This window comes from Mesorhizobium sp. WSM3860 (assembly GCF_002294995.1).
GTDB lineage: Bacteria > Pseudomonadota > Alphaproteobacteria > Rhizobiales > Rhizobiaceae > Mesorhizobium.
The window spans coordinates 150,223-165,064 of record NZ_NSGF01000001.1 but is presented as its reverse complement, the minus strand read 5'-3'; the positions used below and the strand labels follow the sequence as shown (position 1 = coordinate 165,064).

General features: G+C 64.2%; 17 protein-coding genes and 1 pseudogene. 5 read left to right on the top strand and 13 right to left on the bottom strand.

Features of this window, described 5'->3' with window-relative positions:
* Positions 1 to 24: 24 nt before the first annotated feature.
* The 5 genes and pseudogenes from CK220_RS00890 to rplS all read right to left on the bottom strand — a co-directional run bounded on the left by CK220_RS00890 (position 25) and on the right by rplS (position 3,717).
* Positions 25 to 838: pseudogene (locus CK220_RS00890) on the bottom strand (amino acid ABC transporter permease).
* A 266-nt stretch (positions 839 to 1,104) separates the two neighbouring features.
* A complete protein-coding gene (locus tag CK220_RS00880; RefSeq protein ID WP_095809758.1) occupies positions 1,105 to 1,902 on the bottom strand; it encodes a transporter substrate-binding domain-containing protein in 798 nt (265 codons plus the stop codon).
* A gap of 170 nt (positions 1,903 to 2,072) precedes the next feature.
* A complete protein-coding gene (locus CK220_RS00875; protein ID WP_095809757.1) occupies positions 2,073 to 2,579 on the bottom strand; it encodes a MarR family transcriptional regulator in 507 nt (168 codons plus the stop codon).
* A complete protein-coding gene (locus CK220_RS00870) occupies positions 2,576 to 3,010 on the bottom strand; it encodes an organic hydroperoxide resistance protein (protein ID WP_095809756.1) in 435 nt (144 codons plus the stop codon). The genes CK220_RS00875 and CK220_RS00870 overlap by 4 nt, the downstream gene beginning before the upstream one ends.
* 188 nt (positions 3,011 to 3,198) lie before the next feature.
* Positions 3,199 to 3,717, bottom strand: a complete 519-nt coding sequence (gene rplS / locus CK220_RS00865) for a 50S ribosomal protein L19 (protein ID WP_040974610.1) — start codon at positions 3,715 to 3,717, stop codon at positions 3,199 to 3,201.
* Between the two features lie 323 nt (positions 3,718 to 4,040).
* Between rplS and CK220_RS00860 the strand changes: the two genes are divergently transcribed.
* Positions 4,041 to 4,793, top strand: a complete 753-nt coding sequence (locus CK220_RS00860) for a sulfite exporter TauE/SafE family protein (RefSeq protein WP_095809755.1) — start codon at positions 4,041 to 4,043, stop codon at positions 4,791 to 4,793.
* On the opposite strand, the gene trmD is transcribed toward CK220_RS00860, so the two are convergent.
* On the bottom strand, positions 4,775 to 5,476 hold the full coding sequence (gene trmD, locus CK220_RS00855) for a tRNA (guanosine(37)-N1)-methyltransferase TrmD (RefSeq protein ID WP_095809754.1): 702 nt from the start codon (positions 5,474 to 5,476) through the stop codon (positions 4,775 to 4,777). The two genes, CK220_RS00860 and trmD, sit on opposite strands and share 19 nt — an antisense overlap.
* Positions 5,473 to 6,069: a ribosome maturation factor RimM gene (gene rimM, locus CK220_RS00850; RefSeq protein WP_095809753.1), complete on the bottom strand. Its 597-nt coding sequence runs from the start codon at positions 6,067 to 6,069 to the stop codon at positions 5,473 to 5,475. Before rimM ends, trmD begins: the two co-directional genes overlap by 4 nt.
* Positions 6,070 to 6,167: 98 nt before the next feature.
* Between rimM and CK220_RS00845 the strand changes: the two genes are divergently transcribed.
* Positions 6,168 to 7,106, top strand: a complete 939-nt coding sequence (locus CK220_RS00845; protein ID WP_095809752.1) for a tyrosine recombinase XerC — start codon at positions 6,168 to 6,170, stop codon at positions 7,104 to 7,106.
* Positions 7,107 to 7,285: 179 nt separating this feature from the next.
* On the opposite strand, the gene CK220_RS00840 is transcribed toward CK220_RS00845, so the two are convergent.
* The 3 genes from CK220_RS00840 to CK220_RS00830 form a co-directional block, all read right to left on the bottom strand.
* Positions 7,286 to 7,891: a DUF1236 domain-containing protein gene (locus CK220_RS00840; RefSeq protein ID WP_066991818.1), complete on the bottom strand. Its 606-nt coding sequence runs from the start codon at positions 7,889 to 7,891 to the stop codon at positions 7,286 to 7,288.
* A 62-nt stretch (positions 7,892 to 7,953) separates the two neighbouring features.
* The gene (locus CK220_RS00835) at positions 7,954 to 9,048 is read right to left on the bottom strand and encodes a putative zinc-binding metallopeptidase (RefSeq protein WP_095809751.1); all 1,095 of its coding nucleotides are present in this window, start codon (positions 9,046 to 9,048) and stop codon (positions 7,954 to 7,956) included.
* Between the two features lie 25 nt (positions 9,049 to 9,073).
* The gene (locus tag CK220_RS00830; protein ID WP_245428892.1) at positions 9,074 to 9,409 is read right to left on the bottom strand and encodes an FAD-dependent oxidoreductase; all 336 of its coding nucleotides are present in this window, start codon (positions 9,407 to 9,409) and stop codon (positions 9,074 to 9,076) included.
* A 103-nt stretch (positions 9,410 to 9,512) separates the two neighbouring features.
* On the opposite strand from CK220_RS00830, the gene CK220_RS00825 reads away from it, so the two are divergent.
* A complete protein-coding gene (locus CK220_RS00825; protein WP_095809750.1) occupies positions 9,513 to 10,310 on the top strand; it encodes a lytic transglycosylase domain-containing protein in 798 nt (265 codons plus the stop codon).
* Between the two features lie 116 nt (positions 10,311 to 10,426).
* On the opposite strand, the gene CK220_RS00820 is transcribed toward CK220_RS00825, so the two are convergent.
* Positions 10,427 to 11,647: an argininosuccinate synthase gene (locus tag CK220_RS00820; RefSeq protein WP_095809749.1), complete on the bottom strand. Its 1,221-nt coding sequence runs from the start codon at positions 11,645 to 11,647 to the stop codon at positions 10,427 to 10,429.
* A 183-nt stretch (positions 11,648 to 11,830) separates the two neighbouring features.
* Between CK220_RS00820 and CK220_RS00815 the strand changes: the two genes are divergently transcribed.
* Complete coding sequence (locus CK220_RS00815) at positions 11,831 to 12,472, top strand: LysE family translocator (protein WP_095809748.1); 642 nt, start codon at positions 11,831 to 11,833, stop codon at positions 12,470 to 12,472.
* Between the two features lie 14 nt (positions 12,473 to 12,486).
* Here the strand turns inward: CK220_RS00815 and CK220_RS00810 are convergent, their stop codons facing one another.
* Positions 12,487 to 12,954 carry a hypothetical protein gene (locus CK220_RS00810; RefSeq protein WP_095809747.1) on the bottom strand — a complete coding sequence of 156 codons (468 nt, stop codon included), beginning with the start codon at positions 12,952 to 12,954 and terminating at the stop codon, positions 12,487 to 12,489.
* Positions 12,951 to 14,186, bottom strand: a complete 1,236-nt coding sequence (gene rlmN, locus CK220_RS00805; RefSeq protein WP_095809746.1) for a 23S rRNA (adenine(2503)-C(2))-methyltransferase RlmN — start codon at positions 14,184 to 14,186, stop codon at positions 12,951 to 12,953. The genes CK220_RS00810 and rlmN overlap by 4 nt, the downstream gene beginning before the upstream one ends.
* A 238-nt stretch (positions 14,187 to 14,424) precedes the next feature.
* Between rlmN and CK220_RS00800 the strand changes: the two genes are divergently transcribed.
* Positions 14,425 to 14,712: a hypothetical protein gene (locus CK220_RS00800; protein WP_245428890.1), complete on the top strand. Its 288-nt coding sequence runs from the start codon at positions 14,425 to 14,427 to the stop codon at positions 14,710 to 14,712.
* The last annotated feature ends 130 nt before the right edge of the window (positions 14,713 to 14,842 follow it).

The following is a 14,842-nucleotide window of genomic DNA, read 5'->3' as shown; positions in this document are numbered from 1 at the left end:
CGTAACGCGCTCTTGGTCCGGCGGCTATTGCTCATGCTGCCGTTCGCAGCCGTTTCTCAAGCGCCCGCAGCGCCAGCGACAGGCCGACCGTCAAGATCAGATAGATATAGGCGACGATCGAATAGGTCTCGAAAAAGCGGAACGAGCCGGCGGCATAGACCTTGCCGATCTGGGTGATGTCGGCAACGCCCAGCACAGAGACCAGCGAGGAATCCTTGACCATGGCGACGAAATCGTTGCCGAGCGGCGGCAGGATGGTGCGGATCGCCTGCGGAAAGACAATCAGCCGGAAGCGCTGCACACGCGTCAGCCCGAGCGCCTTTGCCGCCTCGATCTGACCCTTCTCGACCGACAGGATGCCGGCCCGGAACACTTCCGAGATGAAGGCCGAATAGCCGATGGTGAGCGCCATGATGGCGCGCCACAGAAGCGAAACGTCGCGCACCAGGAGCTCGCCGATCAAGCCGGCGCTCTGCAGCGGCGCCGTGAGCGCGTTCCATGCCGCGACGAATGCCGGTGCCCCGGCAAAAGCGATCCAGAACAGCAGCACCAGGATCGGCACGCCGCGGATGATCTCGACATAGAACCGCGCGATCTGGCGCAGCCATTGTGAGCCGGACAAGGCCATCAGCGCGATGCCGAGTCCAAGCGCGGAGGCCAGCGCGAAGCCGACGACTGTGACGAAGACGGTGATGCCGATGCCCTTGGCGACGGTGGCGAAGACCTCGGCATAAAGGTCGCTCGCGGCGATGGCCAGCGCCGCGGCGAGCGCCAGGATGGCCGCTGCGGCCAGCCACCAGGGGAACTCGGATTTGGCGGTGGAGGGTGCGGCGGACATCAGGCGATGCCGGCAGCATAGCTGCGAAGGCCGCGTTCCGGCACACCCGCCTCTGCCCTGCCGGGCATCTCCCCCGCAGGGTGGGAGATCAGCAGTTTTGTCGCAGGCGCTCTTCTTGCAACGTCAGCGATTTGCGAAAGCGAAGCTGACAGCCGATCTCCCCCCTTGCGGGGGAGATGTCCGGCAGAACAGAGGGAGGTGGGAAGGAATGAGGCTTTCGCGGTTTTCCGCCCGCCGCCGTCGCGCATCATTCGCAGCAAAGGAGCCTACTGCCCCATCTTGTAGTCGAGGAACCACTTCTTGTTCAGCGCGTCGAGCGTGCCGTCTGCCTTGAGCGCGGCGATCGCGGCGTTGACCGGCTTCACCAGCTCGGAGCCCTTGGGGAAGATGAAGCCGAAATCCTCGCTGCCGAGCGGGCCGCCGATGAGCTTGAGCTTGCCTTCGGATGCGTCGGCATAGCCTTTGCCCGCCGTGCCGTCGGTCAGCACCACGTCGACATCGCCGGATTTCAGCGCCTGCACGCTGGCGCCGAACGTCTCGAACAGTTTTATGCGCGGGTTCTGCTCATTGCCGTCGAGCACGCTGTAGACGGCGGTATAGAAGGGCGTCGTGCCGGCCTGCGCGCCGATCAGCCCGTCCTTGAAGGCGGCAAAGCTCTTGGCGTCGGTGAAGCGGCTCTCGTCGCCGCGCACCAGCATGAACTGTTCCGAGCGCATGTATGGGTCGGAGAAATCGACCTTCGCCTTGCGCTCGTCCTTGATGGTGATGCCGGTCATGCCGATATTGTACTGGTTGTCGGAAACGGCCTGGATCATCGCGTCCCAGGAGGTGTTCTGGTACTCGACCTTGAAATTCAGCCGCTTGGCGATCTCGTCCATCGCGTCATACTCCCAGCCGATCTGCTTGCCGGTCTTCTTGTCGATGAACTGCAGCGGCGGGTAGGCGTTTTCCGTAACCACAACAACCTTTTTGCCACCGAGATCGGGCAGTGTGTCGGCAAGCGCCGCGACGGGCGCGAGAAGACAGGCCAGCAAGGCGGCCAGCAGCAGTTTCGACTTGGTCATGACAAACTCCCGAACCTGAACGGCGGCGCTACGCTCGCCCCAACAGAAAAGCCGGCGCCGACTTTAGCTTTCCGCAAGCGCCTTGCAAGCCGATCCGCTGCATCGATGAGCGCCAAAGCGGATTCCCATGCTCTGATCGGCACGGTTCCCGAACGCAGCCATGCGACGGACTATTCCGCGGAATCCGCGACCGCTTGGCGCAGCCCCGCGACCAGCCGGGTGAGAGTGCCATGCAGGGCTTTCAGCTCGGCGCGTTCCAGCGGCATGCTGCAGGCAAGCGCCGCCTGCACATCCTTCATGTTCGACCGCAGCGCCTGGCCCTTGGCTGTCGGCTCGACCAGCACCCTGCGCTCGTCGGCGCTGTCGCGACGGCGGGTGACCAGGCCGCCCGCTTCCATGCGCTTGATCAGCGGCGTCAACGTCGCCGAATCCAGCCCCAACGCCTCGCCGAGCTCGCCGACCGTCGTCGGCGACCGCTGCCACAGCGCCAGCATTGCCAGATATTGCGGATAGGTGAGGCCGAGCGGGTCGAGCAGCGGCCGGTAAAGCTTGGTCATCAGCCCGCTTGCGGAGTAGAGCGCGAAGCAGAGCTGCTGGTCGAGACGCGGAACGGCGATCGTCCCGACAGAGCTATCCGCCGGGACATCGCTGGATCTCGTTTCGATCTTGGTCGTCATGCCGCCTTTGCCGCGAGCGCTGCCGTGGAAAGCGCCACATCGATATTGCCCCGGATGGCGTTGGAATACGGGCAAATCTGATGCGCCTCGGATACAAGCGCATCCGCTGCCGCCTGATCAAGACCCTTGATCTCCGCCGCCAGTGCCACGCCCAGCCTGAAGCCGCCTTGGTCGTTGGGGTATAGGCTGACGGTCGCCGTCACCACCGCATGCTCGAGCGGCAACTTCTTTTTGCGCGCGACGAAGCGGATCGCGCTTTCGAAGCAGGCACCATAGCCTGCCGCGAAAAGCTGCTCGGGATTGGTCGCACCACCCTGCCCGCCGAGCTCCTTCGGCATCGCCAGATCGAGCTTGAGCAGGCCGTCGCTGGTCTCGGCATGGCCCGCGCGGCCACCAACGACGCGAGCCTCGGTGGTGTAGAGTGCTGACATTTAAACTCTCCATTTTATCCTGTGCACGATTATTTAGTGTACAAGATAAATGGATGTCAACCGATTTGTCATCCGCGGGCGGAGCAAGGGAGCGGAGCGACGCAGCGCAGACCCGAAGGCGACGTTGCGTACCGCCAAACGAAAAAGGCGGCCGAAGCCGCCTTTCCAAAACGATCTGCAGAAGCGCCTTATTCGGCCGACGCGGATTCGGCAGCCTTCTTCTCGGCGGCGTCCTGCGCGGCTTTCTCCGCGGCCAGCGCCTCGGCGGCGGCGACCTTCTCGGCCTCGATGCGGGCGCGCTCGGCGTTCAGCGCATCACGCTCTTCATCGTTCAGCTTGCGGGCGCGCACGCCGGTATTTTCCGAAATGCGGGCCGACTTGCCGCGACGGTCGCGCAGGTAATAGAGCTTGGCGCGGCGCACCTTGCCGCGACGCACGATCTCGACGCCTTCGACCATCGGCGAGTAGACCGGGAACACGCGCTCGACGCCTTCGCCGTAGGAAATCTTGCGGACGGTGAAATTCTCCTGGAAGCCGGACCCGGAACGGGCGATGACGACGCCCTCATAGGCCTGGACGCGGGTACGGCTGCCTTCTGTGACGCGCACCTGGACGCGCACGGTGTCGCCGGGCTGGAATTCGGGCAGCTTGCGCTTGGCTTCGATCTTGGCGGCCTGCTCGGCCTCGAGCTGACGGATCAGATCCATCTCAAATATCCACTTCTTGTTCTTCCGACAGCCAGAGCGTCCTCGACTCGCCTTGCAGTTCCAATGACCGCTCGGCTATGTCCTTTGCCCAGACATTCAAATCGGGGGCATCGGACAGGGACGGCTACACCGCCATTCGTTGACGGGTCCGGAAGATCGTTCTTCCGGTTCGGGCGGCGACATACAGCTATTTCGGCGCTTTGTCACGCCTTTGACGCCTAATTTTTGAAATCTATGGCCCCATCATATTGCCGTCGTGCCGGGTTGCGCGCGCCATCCAAGCTTTCTAAGCCGGGAAAGCGTATTTCCCGGGCCGCCCCTCGATGACATTCTTCGATGCCCTCCTGCTCTTCCTCGCGGGCTTTGTCTCGGGCGCGGTGAACGCCGTCGCCGGTGGCGGCACTTTCGTCACCTTTGGTGCTATGACGCTGGTCGGCCTGCCGCCGATCGTCGCCAACGCAACGTCCTCGGTGACTCAGTTTCCGGGCTACATCACCTCGACGCTCGCCTATCTCAACGACATCAGGCATTTCTGGCGCCAGGCGCTTGTGCTCTGCGTGATATCCGGCTTTGGCGCGCTGGTCGGCTCGCTCATTCTGCTCGCGCTCTCCAACACGTCCTTCCGTGCCCTCGTGCCCTGGTTGCTCATTGCCGCGACCGCCCTGTTCGCGGCCGGTCCATGGCTGAAGCCGGCGGCCGGACCGGACCACCAGGCCTCGGTCGGCTCGCTCGCCGGATCGCTGGCGCAGTTCCTGACGTCGGTCTACGGCGGCTTCTTCGGCGCGGGCATGGGCGTGATGATGCTTGCTACCCTTGGTCTGACGCAGGCCGGCGACTACCACAAGCTCAATGCGCTGAAGAACATGCTGGCGGTGGTCATCGCGGCAATCGCCATCCTGGTTTTCGTTTCGGGCGGCGTCGTCGCCTGGCCACAGGCGATCGTCATGATCCCCGGCGGGGCGCTGGGCGGCTATGCCGGGGTTTGGATTGCCAGGCGCGTGCCGCAAGGGGTCGTGCGCGGCTTCGTCGTCGGCGTCGGCCTTTTTCTGGCCTTTTATTACTTCACCAAGGGCTGAGCACCCGCCAGCAGATCGGGCCGGCGTTCCCGCGTCAGCTTCTCCGCCTCGGCGCGACGCCACTCGGCGATCTTCTTGTGATTGCCGGAGGTCAGCACTTCGGGGATTTGCCTGCCCTCGAATTCCTGCGGCCGCGTGTAATGCGGGTGCTCGAGCAGGCCGTTCTCGAAGCTTTCTTCCTCGCCCGAGACGGCGTTGCCCATCACCCCGGGCAGCAGCCGCACCACCGCATCGAGCAGCACAAGTGCGGCCGGCTCGCCGCCCGACAGGATGAAATCGCCGATCGACACTTCCTCCAGGCCACGCGCCTCGATCAGCCGCTGATCGACCCCCTCGAAGCGGCCGCACAGGATGACGGCACCCGGCCCGGCGGCGAGTTCGCGCACCCGCGCCTGCGTCAGCGGTTTTCCACGCGGGCTCATCAGCAGCCTTGGACGTTCATCGCCCAGCGGCGAAACGTGGTCGATGGCCCTGGCCAGCACGTCGGCGCGCATCACCATGCCGGCGCCGCCGCCCGCCGGCGTATCGTCGACGGTGCGATGCCGGTCGGCGGCGAAATCGCGGATCTGGATTGCTTCCAGGGACCAGGTGCCGGCTTCCAGCGCCCGGCCGGCGAGCGAAATGCCAAGCGCGCCCGGAAACATCTCCGGATAGAGCGTCAGCACCGAGGCGGCAAAGCTCACCGGTTGCCCCCGGCGTCCTTCGGTCCGCGCGGCCGCCCCTTTGGATCGAAGCCGGAACGGCCGGGCGCCTGGCTCTCCTCGTCATCGACCAGCCCTGCCGCCAGCGGATCGACCTGAACGAAGCCGTCGGCGATCGACACATGCGGCACCGCGGCTTGCGTGAACGGGATAAGCACGCCCTTGCGGCCGGCGAGCGTGACGTCGAGTATGTCGCCGCCGCCGAAATTGTGCACGGCGACGACCCTGCCGATGACGCCGGTGTCGTCCCTGACCTCCAGGCCGATGAGGTCGGCATGGTAGAACTCGTCCTCCTCGCCATCGTCCGGCAGCACCGAACGATCGACGAACAGCTCGGTGCCGGCGAGCGCCTCGGCGGCGTTGCGGTCGCCGACGCCCTTGAAGCGCACGACGACCACCGTGCCGGCCGGCCTGATGTCGAGGATCTGGAAGGCGCGACCATCCTTGGCGTAGAGCGGCCCGTAGTCGGCCAGCGCCAGCGGATCGCCGGTGAAGGTTTTCACCCGCAATTCGCCCTTGATGCCATGCGCGGCGCCGACAACGGCCATCTGTACGGGGTTTTCGAGCTTCGACATCGGCGTACTTTCCTTTGCCCTGCTCTAATCCTCTGAAGCCGTCATTTCAATGATCGCCTCTTCACCGCTTCCTAACTTCGCTGCCCGAAAATGCCGGCATGCAGGAATTCCTCATCCCGGCAAAACCCGACCTCCAGGCGGCGCGCGCGAGCTGGCTCAAGATGCTGGCGCGCGAGCGCCGGCTGTCGCCCGAAACGGTCGAAGCCTATGAGCGCGATACCCGTCAGTTCCTGCATTTCCTGACCGGGCATTGCGGCGGCCCGCCCGGCATTGCCGACATCGCCGACCTGCGGCCGGCCGACCTGCGCGGCTTCCTCGCCGCGCGCCGCAACGGCGGCGCCGGCGCCCGCACGCTCGGCCGCGGCTTGGCCGGCATCCGGTCGCTGCTGCGCTTTCTCGAAAAGCGCGGCCTCGTCAACGCGGCGGGTGCGGCCGCCCTGCGCGCGCCGCGCCAGCCGAAATCGCTACCGAAACCGCTGACGGCGAGCGATGCCAAGCAGGTCGTGACTGTCGAGGGCCAACTCGCAGAGGAACCCTGGATCGCCGCCCGCAACGCCGCCGTTCTGACGCTGCTCTACGGCTCCGGCCTGCGCATCTCAGAAGCGCTGGGCCTGACCGGGGCCGATCTCGCCACCGAGGCTGACACGGTGCTGCGCATCAACGGCAAGGGCGGCAAGACAAGGCTGGTGCCGGTGCTGCCGGTGGCGCTCAGGGCGGTCGCCGAATACCGGCGGCTGTGTCCCTTCCACATCGATCCGAAACAGCTGCTGTTCCGCGGCGCTCGCGGCGGCCCGCTCAATCCGGCCATCGTCCAGCGCGAGATGGCGAAGCTGCGCTCGGCCCTCAACCTGCCGGAAACCGCGACGCCGCATGCCTTGCGCCATTCCTTCGCCACGCATTTGCTCGGCCGCGGCGGCGACCTGCGCACCATCCAGGAACTGCTCGGCCATGCCAGCCTGTCGACCACCCAGATCTATACCGGCGTCGACACGGCAAGGCTGCTCGACATCTACGACCGGGCGCATCCAAGGGCGTGAAGCGTTTGACGGAGCCACCCCGCCTTCCTCGTCCAAGGCGGAGCAACGGGCGAAGCGAACCCTGAAATCTTGGCTGCAGGTCGAAATCGGCGCCGGCGAGCTACAGCCTTCCCCGGCCTTGGCATTCTTCGAAAGGCGGCCGCCTGTTTGCCGGCGGCCGCCTTTCGAATCAACGTCGATCAGCGCATCACATAGACGATGCGCCGCGTGCCCGGATCGACCAGCGCCGGCTGGTTGTTCACATAGACATAGCGGTAGTTGTAATCCGGAATCTCGCGCAGCTCGACCGTGTCGGGCAGCACCGCGCCGGTCACCACTTCGCCCTCAAGATAGACCGGCTCGACCCGGTGCGTGGTGACATAAGTGCCTACCTCGGCCGGCGGCCTGGCGATCGGCTCGATTGCGTCGTCGCCGGAAACGATAGCGCCGGTGTAGGTGTCCGTGGTGTAGATATCATCCGTCGGCGGAGCGACTACGGCAATGCCGGCATCAGCCGGCCGGCGCGTCACGACAACACGGCTGCCGCCGAATTCGGCAGTCACATAGTCGGAATAGACCCAACCTTTGCCGCCGGCTTCGGCGATGGTGCACCATTTGCTGCCTTCGATGCAGCCTCTAAGCGTCGCCGACTGGCCGGCAGCCAGCACGCCGATAACGGGATATTGCGGGCCGGGGCCGGCGCGGACATTCAGATCCGTCACTGCCGAGACAGGCGTGTCGGCAAGCGCCGCGCCCGACATGGCAAGCAGCGCACCGGCAAGTGCCGGAAACAAGAGGCTTTTCATGGTTTCTCTCCGTTCTCAACTCCCTCGGCCTCGAAAACGAACCAAAACCTTATGCGTTCCGGCTAAAGTGCCGTCGCCTGCTCACGAATTGTTCCATCTGCTTTGGGCAAGTCGGTCAAAAGCTGGTGAACGAAGGCCAGTTTTTGCGCCGTCATCTCCGAAATGACGAAGGGATAAAGGTCGGGCAGTCCCATGCAGCGGTTGATCGAATTGGAGGCCTCCGACAGCACCAGCCAGCGGACGAGGATCCGTTCGAACGGTACCGGCGCCGGATCAGGTTCGGCGGGCGCCGGACGCGAATGCCCGCCCGTATCGCCAGGCGGCAGGTCGTTGGCTTCCACCGTCTCCAGCCGGCCGAGCGGAAAATTCAGCGCATGCACCATTTCCAGTGTGTCGGTGATGTGCAGGTGGTGCGCCCAGGTCTCGGCCCAGTCTTCCCAGGGGTGGGACGTCGCATAGGCCGAGATGTGGCGCTGCTGCCAGTCTGGCGGCGCGCCGTTGGCGTAGTGGGCCTTCAGCGCTTGCTCGTAGTCGGTCCGCTCGTCGCCGAACAGAGCGCGAAAGCCTGAAAGCCGCTCAGGATCGTCGCGGATCAGCCGGTCCCAGTAATAGTGGCCGAGCTCGTGGCGGAAGTGACCGAGCAAAGTGCGGTAGTTCTCGCCCATCTCGACGCGCCGCCGCTCGCGCTCGGCGGAATCGGCCTCGGCGACGTTGAGGGTGATCCTGCCGTTGTCGTGACCGGTGAGGATGCGCTCGCCGCCTGGTCCGCCGCCGATCGGATCGGCGAGGAAGTCGAAAGCGAGCCCGGCCTCGTCCTGCGGTCCGGCCTTGGGCGCGACCGGCAGGCCGAAGGCGAGCAGCGAATAGACGGCGCGTTTCTTCGCCGCCTCGACGCGGATCCAGCGACGGCGGTTGCCGTCCACCGAAAGGTCGGGGATCAATTGGTTGAGCGCGCAAGCGCGGCAGAAAATCCTGCCCGGCTCGGCCTGCCAGTTGCAGGCGCACTCGTCGGCATTTCCGCATGGAACGGCGTCGCCGCCGGAAAGCACGAAACACGCCCGCTCCGGATCATAAAGCACCAAGCTCGAACAGTTCAGGCATTGCGCGTTCTCGAAATAGAGACGGTGGCCGCAATGAGGGCAGTCGAACAGCTTCATCGGTCATCGAACCGCGGGAAAAAGGTCAACGGAGTTGGGCATCGCCCAAACGCCAGTCGCCGGCCCTCGTTCCGTCGCATTTCGTCGCGAGCAGGGCGACGACCCGCCTGGCCACGCTTTCGCCTGACAATCTCGCGCTGCCACAAGTCTGGATGAGCGGTCTGGCGACATGCTCGCCGGCGAAGAAGATCTTCTCCGCCACCGGATGCATCAGTGTGGCGCGCTTCGGAACAGCCGGGATGGGCTGCCGCATAGGCGAGCCTGCGCCAATGATCACAACATCGGCGTCTTGCTTCAAGACACGCCACAATAAATCCTTGCGCCATAATTTATGCTTGATCGTGGGCAAATTCCCCGGCATTCGCCAGCGTCAAGCGCCGCGCAGCCCGCGCGGGCGGTGACAACCGGGCGCTTCACTGGCAAATTCGCAACCGGGACGTGATTCAGGCAACCAGGAGAACGATATGGCATTTTTTGCCAAGGGCAGGATTTTCATGGCCGCCGTTGTGGCGGCTTTCGGGCTGACGACAGGCGCGCAGGCTGCGGCCAGCTGCGGCAAGAACGGCGCCGGCTTCGAGGCATGGAAACAGCAGTTTGCCGCGGAAGCACAAGCCGAGGGCGTGGGCCAGAGGGGTCTATCCGCGTTGGCCGGCGCGACTTACGCGACAAGGACGATCGCTGCCGACCGCGCGATCCACAAGGCTTTCAGCGGCTCGGTGGAAGCGTTCATGCAGCGTCGTGGCGGGGCCGCCATCATTTCCAAGGGCCGTGCGTTAAAGAAGCAGAACGCGGCGATGTTCGACAGGATCGAACAGACTTACGGCGTGCCGCCGGGCGTCTTGCTCGCGATCTGGGGCATGGAGACCGGCTTCGGCGCCTCCATGGGCAACCAGAACACGGTCTCCGCCATTCTAACGCTGGCCTATGATTGCCGCCGCCCCGATTATTTTACCCCGCATGCCATCGCAGCCCTGAAGCTGGTCGATCGCGGCGCGCTGAGCGCCTCCTCGGTCGGCGCCATGCATGGCGAGATCGGCCATACGCAGTTCCTGCCCGGAAATGTTCTGAAGTATGGCGTCGGTAACGGAAATCTGCGCGACCGGAACACGGCGCTGGCTTCCACCGCCAACTTCCTCAAAGCCCATGGCTGGCAGGCCGGCGCGGGCTATGAGGCGAATATGGGCGCCATCGCCGGCTGGAATTCGGCAAGCGTCTATCAGCAGGCCATCGCCCGCATCGCCGAGGCGATCGATAACAACTGACGGAAATCTCCGCTCCGACGAGAAGCCCGGCCTATGCCGGGCTTTTTGTTGGCTTGCAGATTGGCGAAAGCCGGGATGATGGCCAATTTCCCCCCTTGCGGGGGAGATTAGCAGCTTCAGCGACGGTTCCTTGCCGCAAGCGTCCTCAGCCTCAGTGCATTGAGACGGATGAAACCGGCGGCGTCCTTCTGGTCGTAGGCGCCGCGATCGTCCTCGAAGGTGACAAGCGCATCGGAATAAAGCGTCTTCTTCGACTTGCGGCCGGTGACGATGACGTTGCCCTTGTAGAGCTTCAGCCGCACCGTGCCTTCGACGTCTTCCTGGCTCTTGTCGATCATCGCCTGCAGCATCACGCGCTCGGGCGAGAACCAGAAGCCGTTGTAGATGAGCTCGGCGTAGCGCGGCATGAACTCGTCCTTGAGGTGGGCAGCGCCCCGGTCGAGCGTGATCGATTCGATCGCCCGGTGGGCGGCGATCAGGATGGTGCCGCCGGGCGTCTCGTAGACACCGCGCGACTTCATGCCGACGAAACGGTTCTCGACCAGGTCGAGACGGCCGATGCCGTTGTCGCGGCCAAGATCGTTGAGCGTCGCCAGCATGGTAGCCGGCGACAGCTTCTTGCCGTTGAGCGCAATGGGATCGCCCTTCAGGAACTCGATCTCGATCTCGGTGACGGCGTCGGGCGCGTCCATCGGCGAGACGGTGCGCTGGTGGACGAATTCCGGCGGCTCGCTCCACGGATCCTCCAGCACCTTGCCTTCCGAGGAGGAATGCAAAAGGTTGGCGTCGACCGAGAAGGGCGCATCGCCGCGCTTGTCCTTCGGCACCGGGATCTGGTGCTGCTCGGCGAAGTTGATGAGATCGGTGCGCGACTTGAACGACCAGTCCCGCCATGGCGCGATGACCTTGATGTCGGGGTTAAGCGCGTAAGCCGAAAGTTCGAAGCGGACCTGGTCGTTGCCCTTGCCGGTGGCGCCATGCGCGATGGCGTCGGCACCGGTTTCTTTGGCGATCTCGACCAGATGCTTGGAGATCAGCGGCCGGGCGATCGAGGTGCCGAGCAGATAGGTGCCTTCATAGACGGCGTTGGCGCGGAACATCGGGAAGACGAAATCGGAAACGAATTCCTCGCGCACGTCGACGATGCGGATGTCCTTGATGCCCATCATCTCGGCCTTGCGGCGCGCCGGCTCCAGCTCGCCGCCCTGGCCGAGATCGGCGGTGAAGGTGACGACCTCTGCGCCGAGCTCGGTCTGCAGCCATTTCAGGATGATGGAGGTGTCGAGGCCGCCGGAATAGGCAAGCACGACTTTCTTGACGTCTTTGGTCTTGGACATTGTTGGCGGTTCCGCGGGTAAAAAGCTTCGGGGGGCGAGTATCACGGCGTTTCCGGGCGATGCAAGAGACCAAGGCGCGCAGGCGGCGGCACAGGCTGGGCCAGACGTTCATGCCTGCAGTTGCTGGCGGAACGGATATGGCTGCGCTAAAGGGTCCGCCACCCATCTCGCAAGGGGCGAGCGATGTCCTTCATTCCCGACACCACCACGCTGATCCAGTTCGCTGTCGCGACCGTCATCCTGGCGATCACGCCGGGACCCGACATGACGGTGTTCGTGTCGCGCACGCTGAGCCAGGGCCGCGCCACCGGCTTCGCCTCGATGGCAGGCGCGCTCTGCGGCACGCTCATCCACACCACGCTGGTGGTGGTCGGCGTCTCGGCGCTGATCGTGGCCTCGCCCATGGCCTTCTTCGTGCTGAAGATTTTCGGCGCCGGCTATCTGGTGTTTTTAGCCTGGCAGGCGGTGACCAAAGGCTCGGCCTTTTCGCCGGAGAAGAAGACGGGACCGCAAATCTCGCTGTTCCGCAGCTGGGCGGCCGGGCTCGGAGTCAATCTCCTCAATCCGAAGATCATCCTGTTCTTCATGACGTTCCTGCCGCAATTCGTCTCCGCCCATGACCCGAACGCGCCCGGCAAGCTGTTCTTCCTCGGCGTCACGTTCATCGTGCTGTCGATCCCGGTGACGGCGCCGATGGTGCTGGCGGCAGAGAAATTCGCGGCGGCGATGAAGGCGAGCCCCCGCGTCACGCGCGCGGTCGACTATCTGTTTGGCGGCGTGTTCTCAGCCTTCGCGCTCAAGATCCTGACGGCCCAGGCGAAGTAGAGCCCGCGTCGAGCTCAGGGCTCCAGGTCCGGCAACGGCTCGCGTCGCCAACTGCCGGCCCAGCGGCCGGCGGAGAGCCAATAGAAGATGCCGCCGACGATGCCGCTGCCGATCAGCGCGAGCCTGACATTGTTGTCGGTCACATCGAAATCGCCGTCACCGATGTTGTGCGCGAAGCCGAGGAAGACGACGGCGATGACGGCGCCGCCAAGCGCATAGAACAGCCAGTCGCGGCGGCCGAGCATTTCGGCAATCAGGATGACGATCGCCGCCGGCATGAAGCCGAAATAGGCGACGAACAGCGCCAGGAAAGGCACCGAAAAATAGAGCGCGGGCGCGATCGTCGGATGTCCGGGCTCCGGCGCATAGCCGAAATAGCCGAGAAACAGCACGTTGAGAAAGGCGCTCGCCGCCAGCGAGGCGATCAGATAGCCGATCAGGATGGCGGCGAAGCGGAGGAGGTAGGCGATGATACGCCTCACGCCTCGCCGTGCCCCGCAATCATCATTGCTTCCAGCGCCAGCCGGTCGACCTTGCGCATGCGTTCCGATTCCGACTTGAGCTGGCCGCAGGCGGCGAGGATGTCGCGGCCCCGCGGCGTGCGGATCGGCGAGGCATAGCCGGCATTGTTGATGTAGTCGGCGAACTTCTCGATCGTCTCCCAGTCCGAGCACTGATAGTTGGTGCCGGGCCACGGGTTGAACGGGATCAGGTTGATCTTGGCCGGAATGCCCTTGAGCAGCTTGACCAGCGCTTTGGCGTCGTCGAGCGAATCGTTGACGTCCTTCAGCATCACATATTCGAAAGTGATGCGGCGGGCGTTGGAGAGGCCGGGATAGGCGCGGCAGGCAGCGATCAATTCCTTCAGCGGGTATTTCTTGTTGATCGGCACCAGAAGATCGCGCAGGTCGTCATTGGTAGCATGCAGCGAGATCGCCAGCATGACGCCGATCTCCTCGCCGGTGCGGGCAATCTCCGGCACGACGCCCGAGGTCGACAGCGTGATGCGGCGCTTCGACAGGGAGAGGCCGTCGCCGTCGGAAGCGATCAGCAGCGCCTTCTTCACCGCCTCGAAATTGTAGAGCGGCTCGCCCATGCCCATCATGACGATGTTGGAGACTTTTCTGCCCTCGGCCGGCACGATGGCGCCGTCCGGCGTGTCGCGGTCGGGGAAGTCGCCCAGCCGGTCGCGCGCGGTGAGCAGCTGCGCCAGGATTTCTTCCGTCGTCAGATTGCGCACCAGCTTCTGCGTGCCGGTGTGGCAGAAGGAGCAGGTCAGCGTGCAGCCGACCTGCGAGGAGATGCAGAGCGTGCCGCGGCCTTCCTCCGGAATATAAACGGTCTCGATCTCGACCGGACGACCGGCGCCGCGCGGCGGAAACCGAAACAGCCATTTGCGCGTGCCGTCGGAAGAGATCTGCTCCTCGACGATCTCGGGCCGCGCCACGGTGAAATGCTTGTCGAGCTCGGCGCGCAGATCCTTGGAGATGTTGAACATATGGGCGAAGTCGGAGACCCCGCGCACATAAATCCAGTGCCACAGCTGCTGGGCGCGCATCTTCGCCTGGCGCTCCGGCACGATGCCGGCGTCAACCAGAGCGGCGCCAAGCTCGGCGCGCGTCAGGCCGATCAGCGACGGCTTTTCGGCCGGCGTGGCGCGGGCGCGCAAGGCGTCGCGAGCGCCTTCGGCAGTCAGATCGAATGAAAGGGTCATGGTTGCGCCAATATAAGCGGTTTGCGGCCGATTTCAGCATCGTGCCTGAAATGAAGCGCGGCGCATAGCATAGCTTGCGGCCGGAGTCATGTAGGCGGCACAGGCGGCCGGTGTCGCCATTCCGACCCTTTAACAGATCACATATTCGTGTTGGCGTAACAGCTCGAAGCGCACCCGCGAACCTCAAAAGGGCGACTATGCCCTTGCAGAAATGGGAGTACGCGGAATGCATTCATGCATGCTTGTTGCCATTGCCGGTCTTGCAGGCCTTTTTGCCTCGCAAGCCTTTGCCGAGGATACGATGGGCACGATGACCATGATGAAGGGTGGGCAAGTGACGGCGATCATGCCCGACGGGCATATGGGCACCATGATGCCCGACGCCAAGATTAGCGCCGAAATGATGAAGATGGCGAAGCCGATCAAGCATTGCGTGATGATGATCACCGACGCCAAAGGCATAGCCTACATGATCGACACGTCGACCAAGAAGGCCCAGGCCGAATGTGAAAAAATTGCGATGTGAGAATAGTCGGACTCGCCAACCCTGCTGCCCGCCGGCGCAAGCCGGCGGGATATGCAAAACCGCTTTCCTGCCCTGGCTCCTCGATCTGCAATTTCCTCACCCGCCTCGACCTGACCTGACCTCGCAGGCT

What these genes read in the sequence shown, in the direction of transcription:
- CK220_RS00880 (WP_095809758.1), bottom strand. Translation starts at nt 1,902, where the DNA reads ATGACCAAGTCGAAACTGCTGCTGGCCGCCTTGCTGGCCTGTCTTCTC.
- CK220_RS00875 (WP_095809757.1), bottom strand. Translation starts at nt 2,579, where the DNA reads ATGACGACCAAGATCGAAACGAGATCCAGCGATGTCCCGGCGGATAGC.
- rimM (WP_095809753.1), bottom strand. Translation starts at nt 6,069, where the DNA reads ATGTCGAAGCTCGAAAACCCCGTACAGATGGCCGTTGTCGGCGCCGCG.
- CK220_RS00825 (WP_095809750.1), top strand. Translation starts at nt 9,513, where the DNA reads ATGGCATTTTTTGCCAAGGGCAGGATTTTCATGGCCGCCGTTGTGGCG.
- rplS (WP_040974610.1), bottom strand. Translation starts at nt 3,717, where the DNA reads ATGGATCTGATCCGTCAGCTCGAGGCCGAGCAGGCCGCCAAGATCGAA.
- CK220_RS00835 (WP_095809751.1), bottom strand. Translation starts at nt 9,048, where the DNA reads ATGAAGCTGTTCGACTGCCCTCATTGCGGCCACCGTCTCTATTTCGAG.
- rlmN (WP_095809746.1), bottom strand. Translation starts at nt 14,186, where the DNA reads ATGACCCTTTCATTCGATCTGACTGCCGAAGGCGCTCGCGACGCCTTG.
- CK220_RS00870 (WP_095809756.1), bottom strand. Translation starts at nt 3,010, where the DNA reads ATGTCAGCACTCTACACCACCGAGGCTCGCGTCGTTGGTGGCCGCGCG.
- CK220_RS00800 (WP_245428890.1), top strand. Translation starts at nt 14,425, where the DNA reads ATGCTTGTTGCCATTGCCGGTCTTGCAGGCCTTTTTGCCTCGCAAGCC.
- CK220_RS00840 (WP_066991818.1), bottom strand. Translation starts at nt 7,891, where the DNA reads ATGAAAAGCCTCTTGTTTCCGGCACTTGCCGGTGCGCTGCTTGCCATG.
- CK220_RS00830 (WP_245428892.1), bottom strand. Translation starts at nt 9,409, where the DNA reads ATGCCGGGGAATTTGCCCACGATCAAGCATAAATTATGGCGCAAGGAT.
- CK220_RS00815 (WP_095809748.1), top strand. Translation starts at nt 11,831, where the DNA reads ATGTCCTTCATTCCCGACACCACCACGCTGATCCAGTTCGCTGTCGCG.
- CK220_RS00820 (WP_095809749.1), bottom strand. Translation starts at nt 11,647, where the DNA reads ATGTCCAAGACCAAAGACGTCAAGAAAGTCGTGCTTGCCTATTCCGGC.
- CK220_RS00845 (WP_095809752.1), top strand. Translation starts at nt 6,168, where the DNA reads ATGCAGGAATTCCTCATCCCGGCAAAACCCGACCTCCAGGCGGCGCGC.
- CK220_RS00860 (WP_095809755.1), top strand. Translation starts at nt 4,041, where the DNA reads ATGACATTCTTCGATGCCCTCCTGCTCTTCCTCGCGGGCTTTGTCTCG.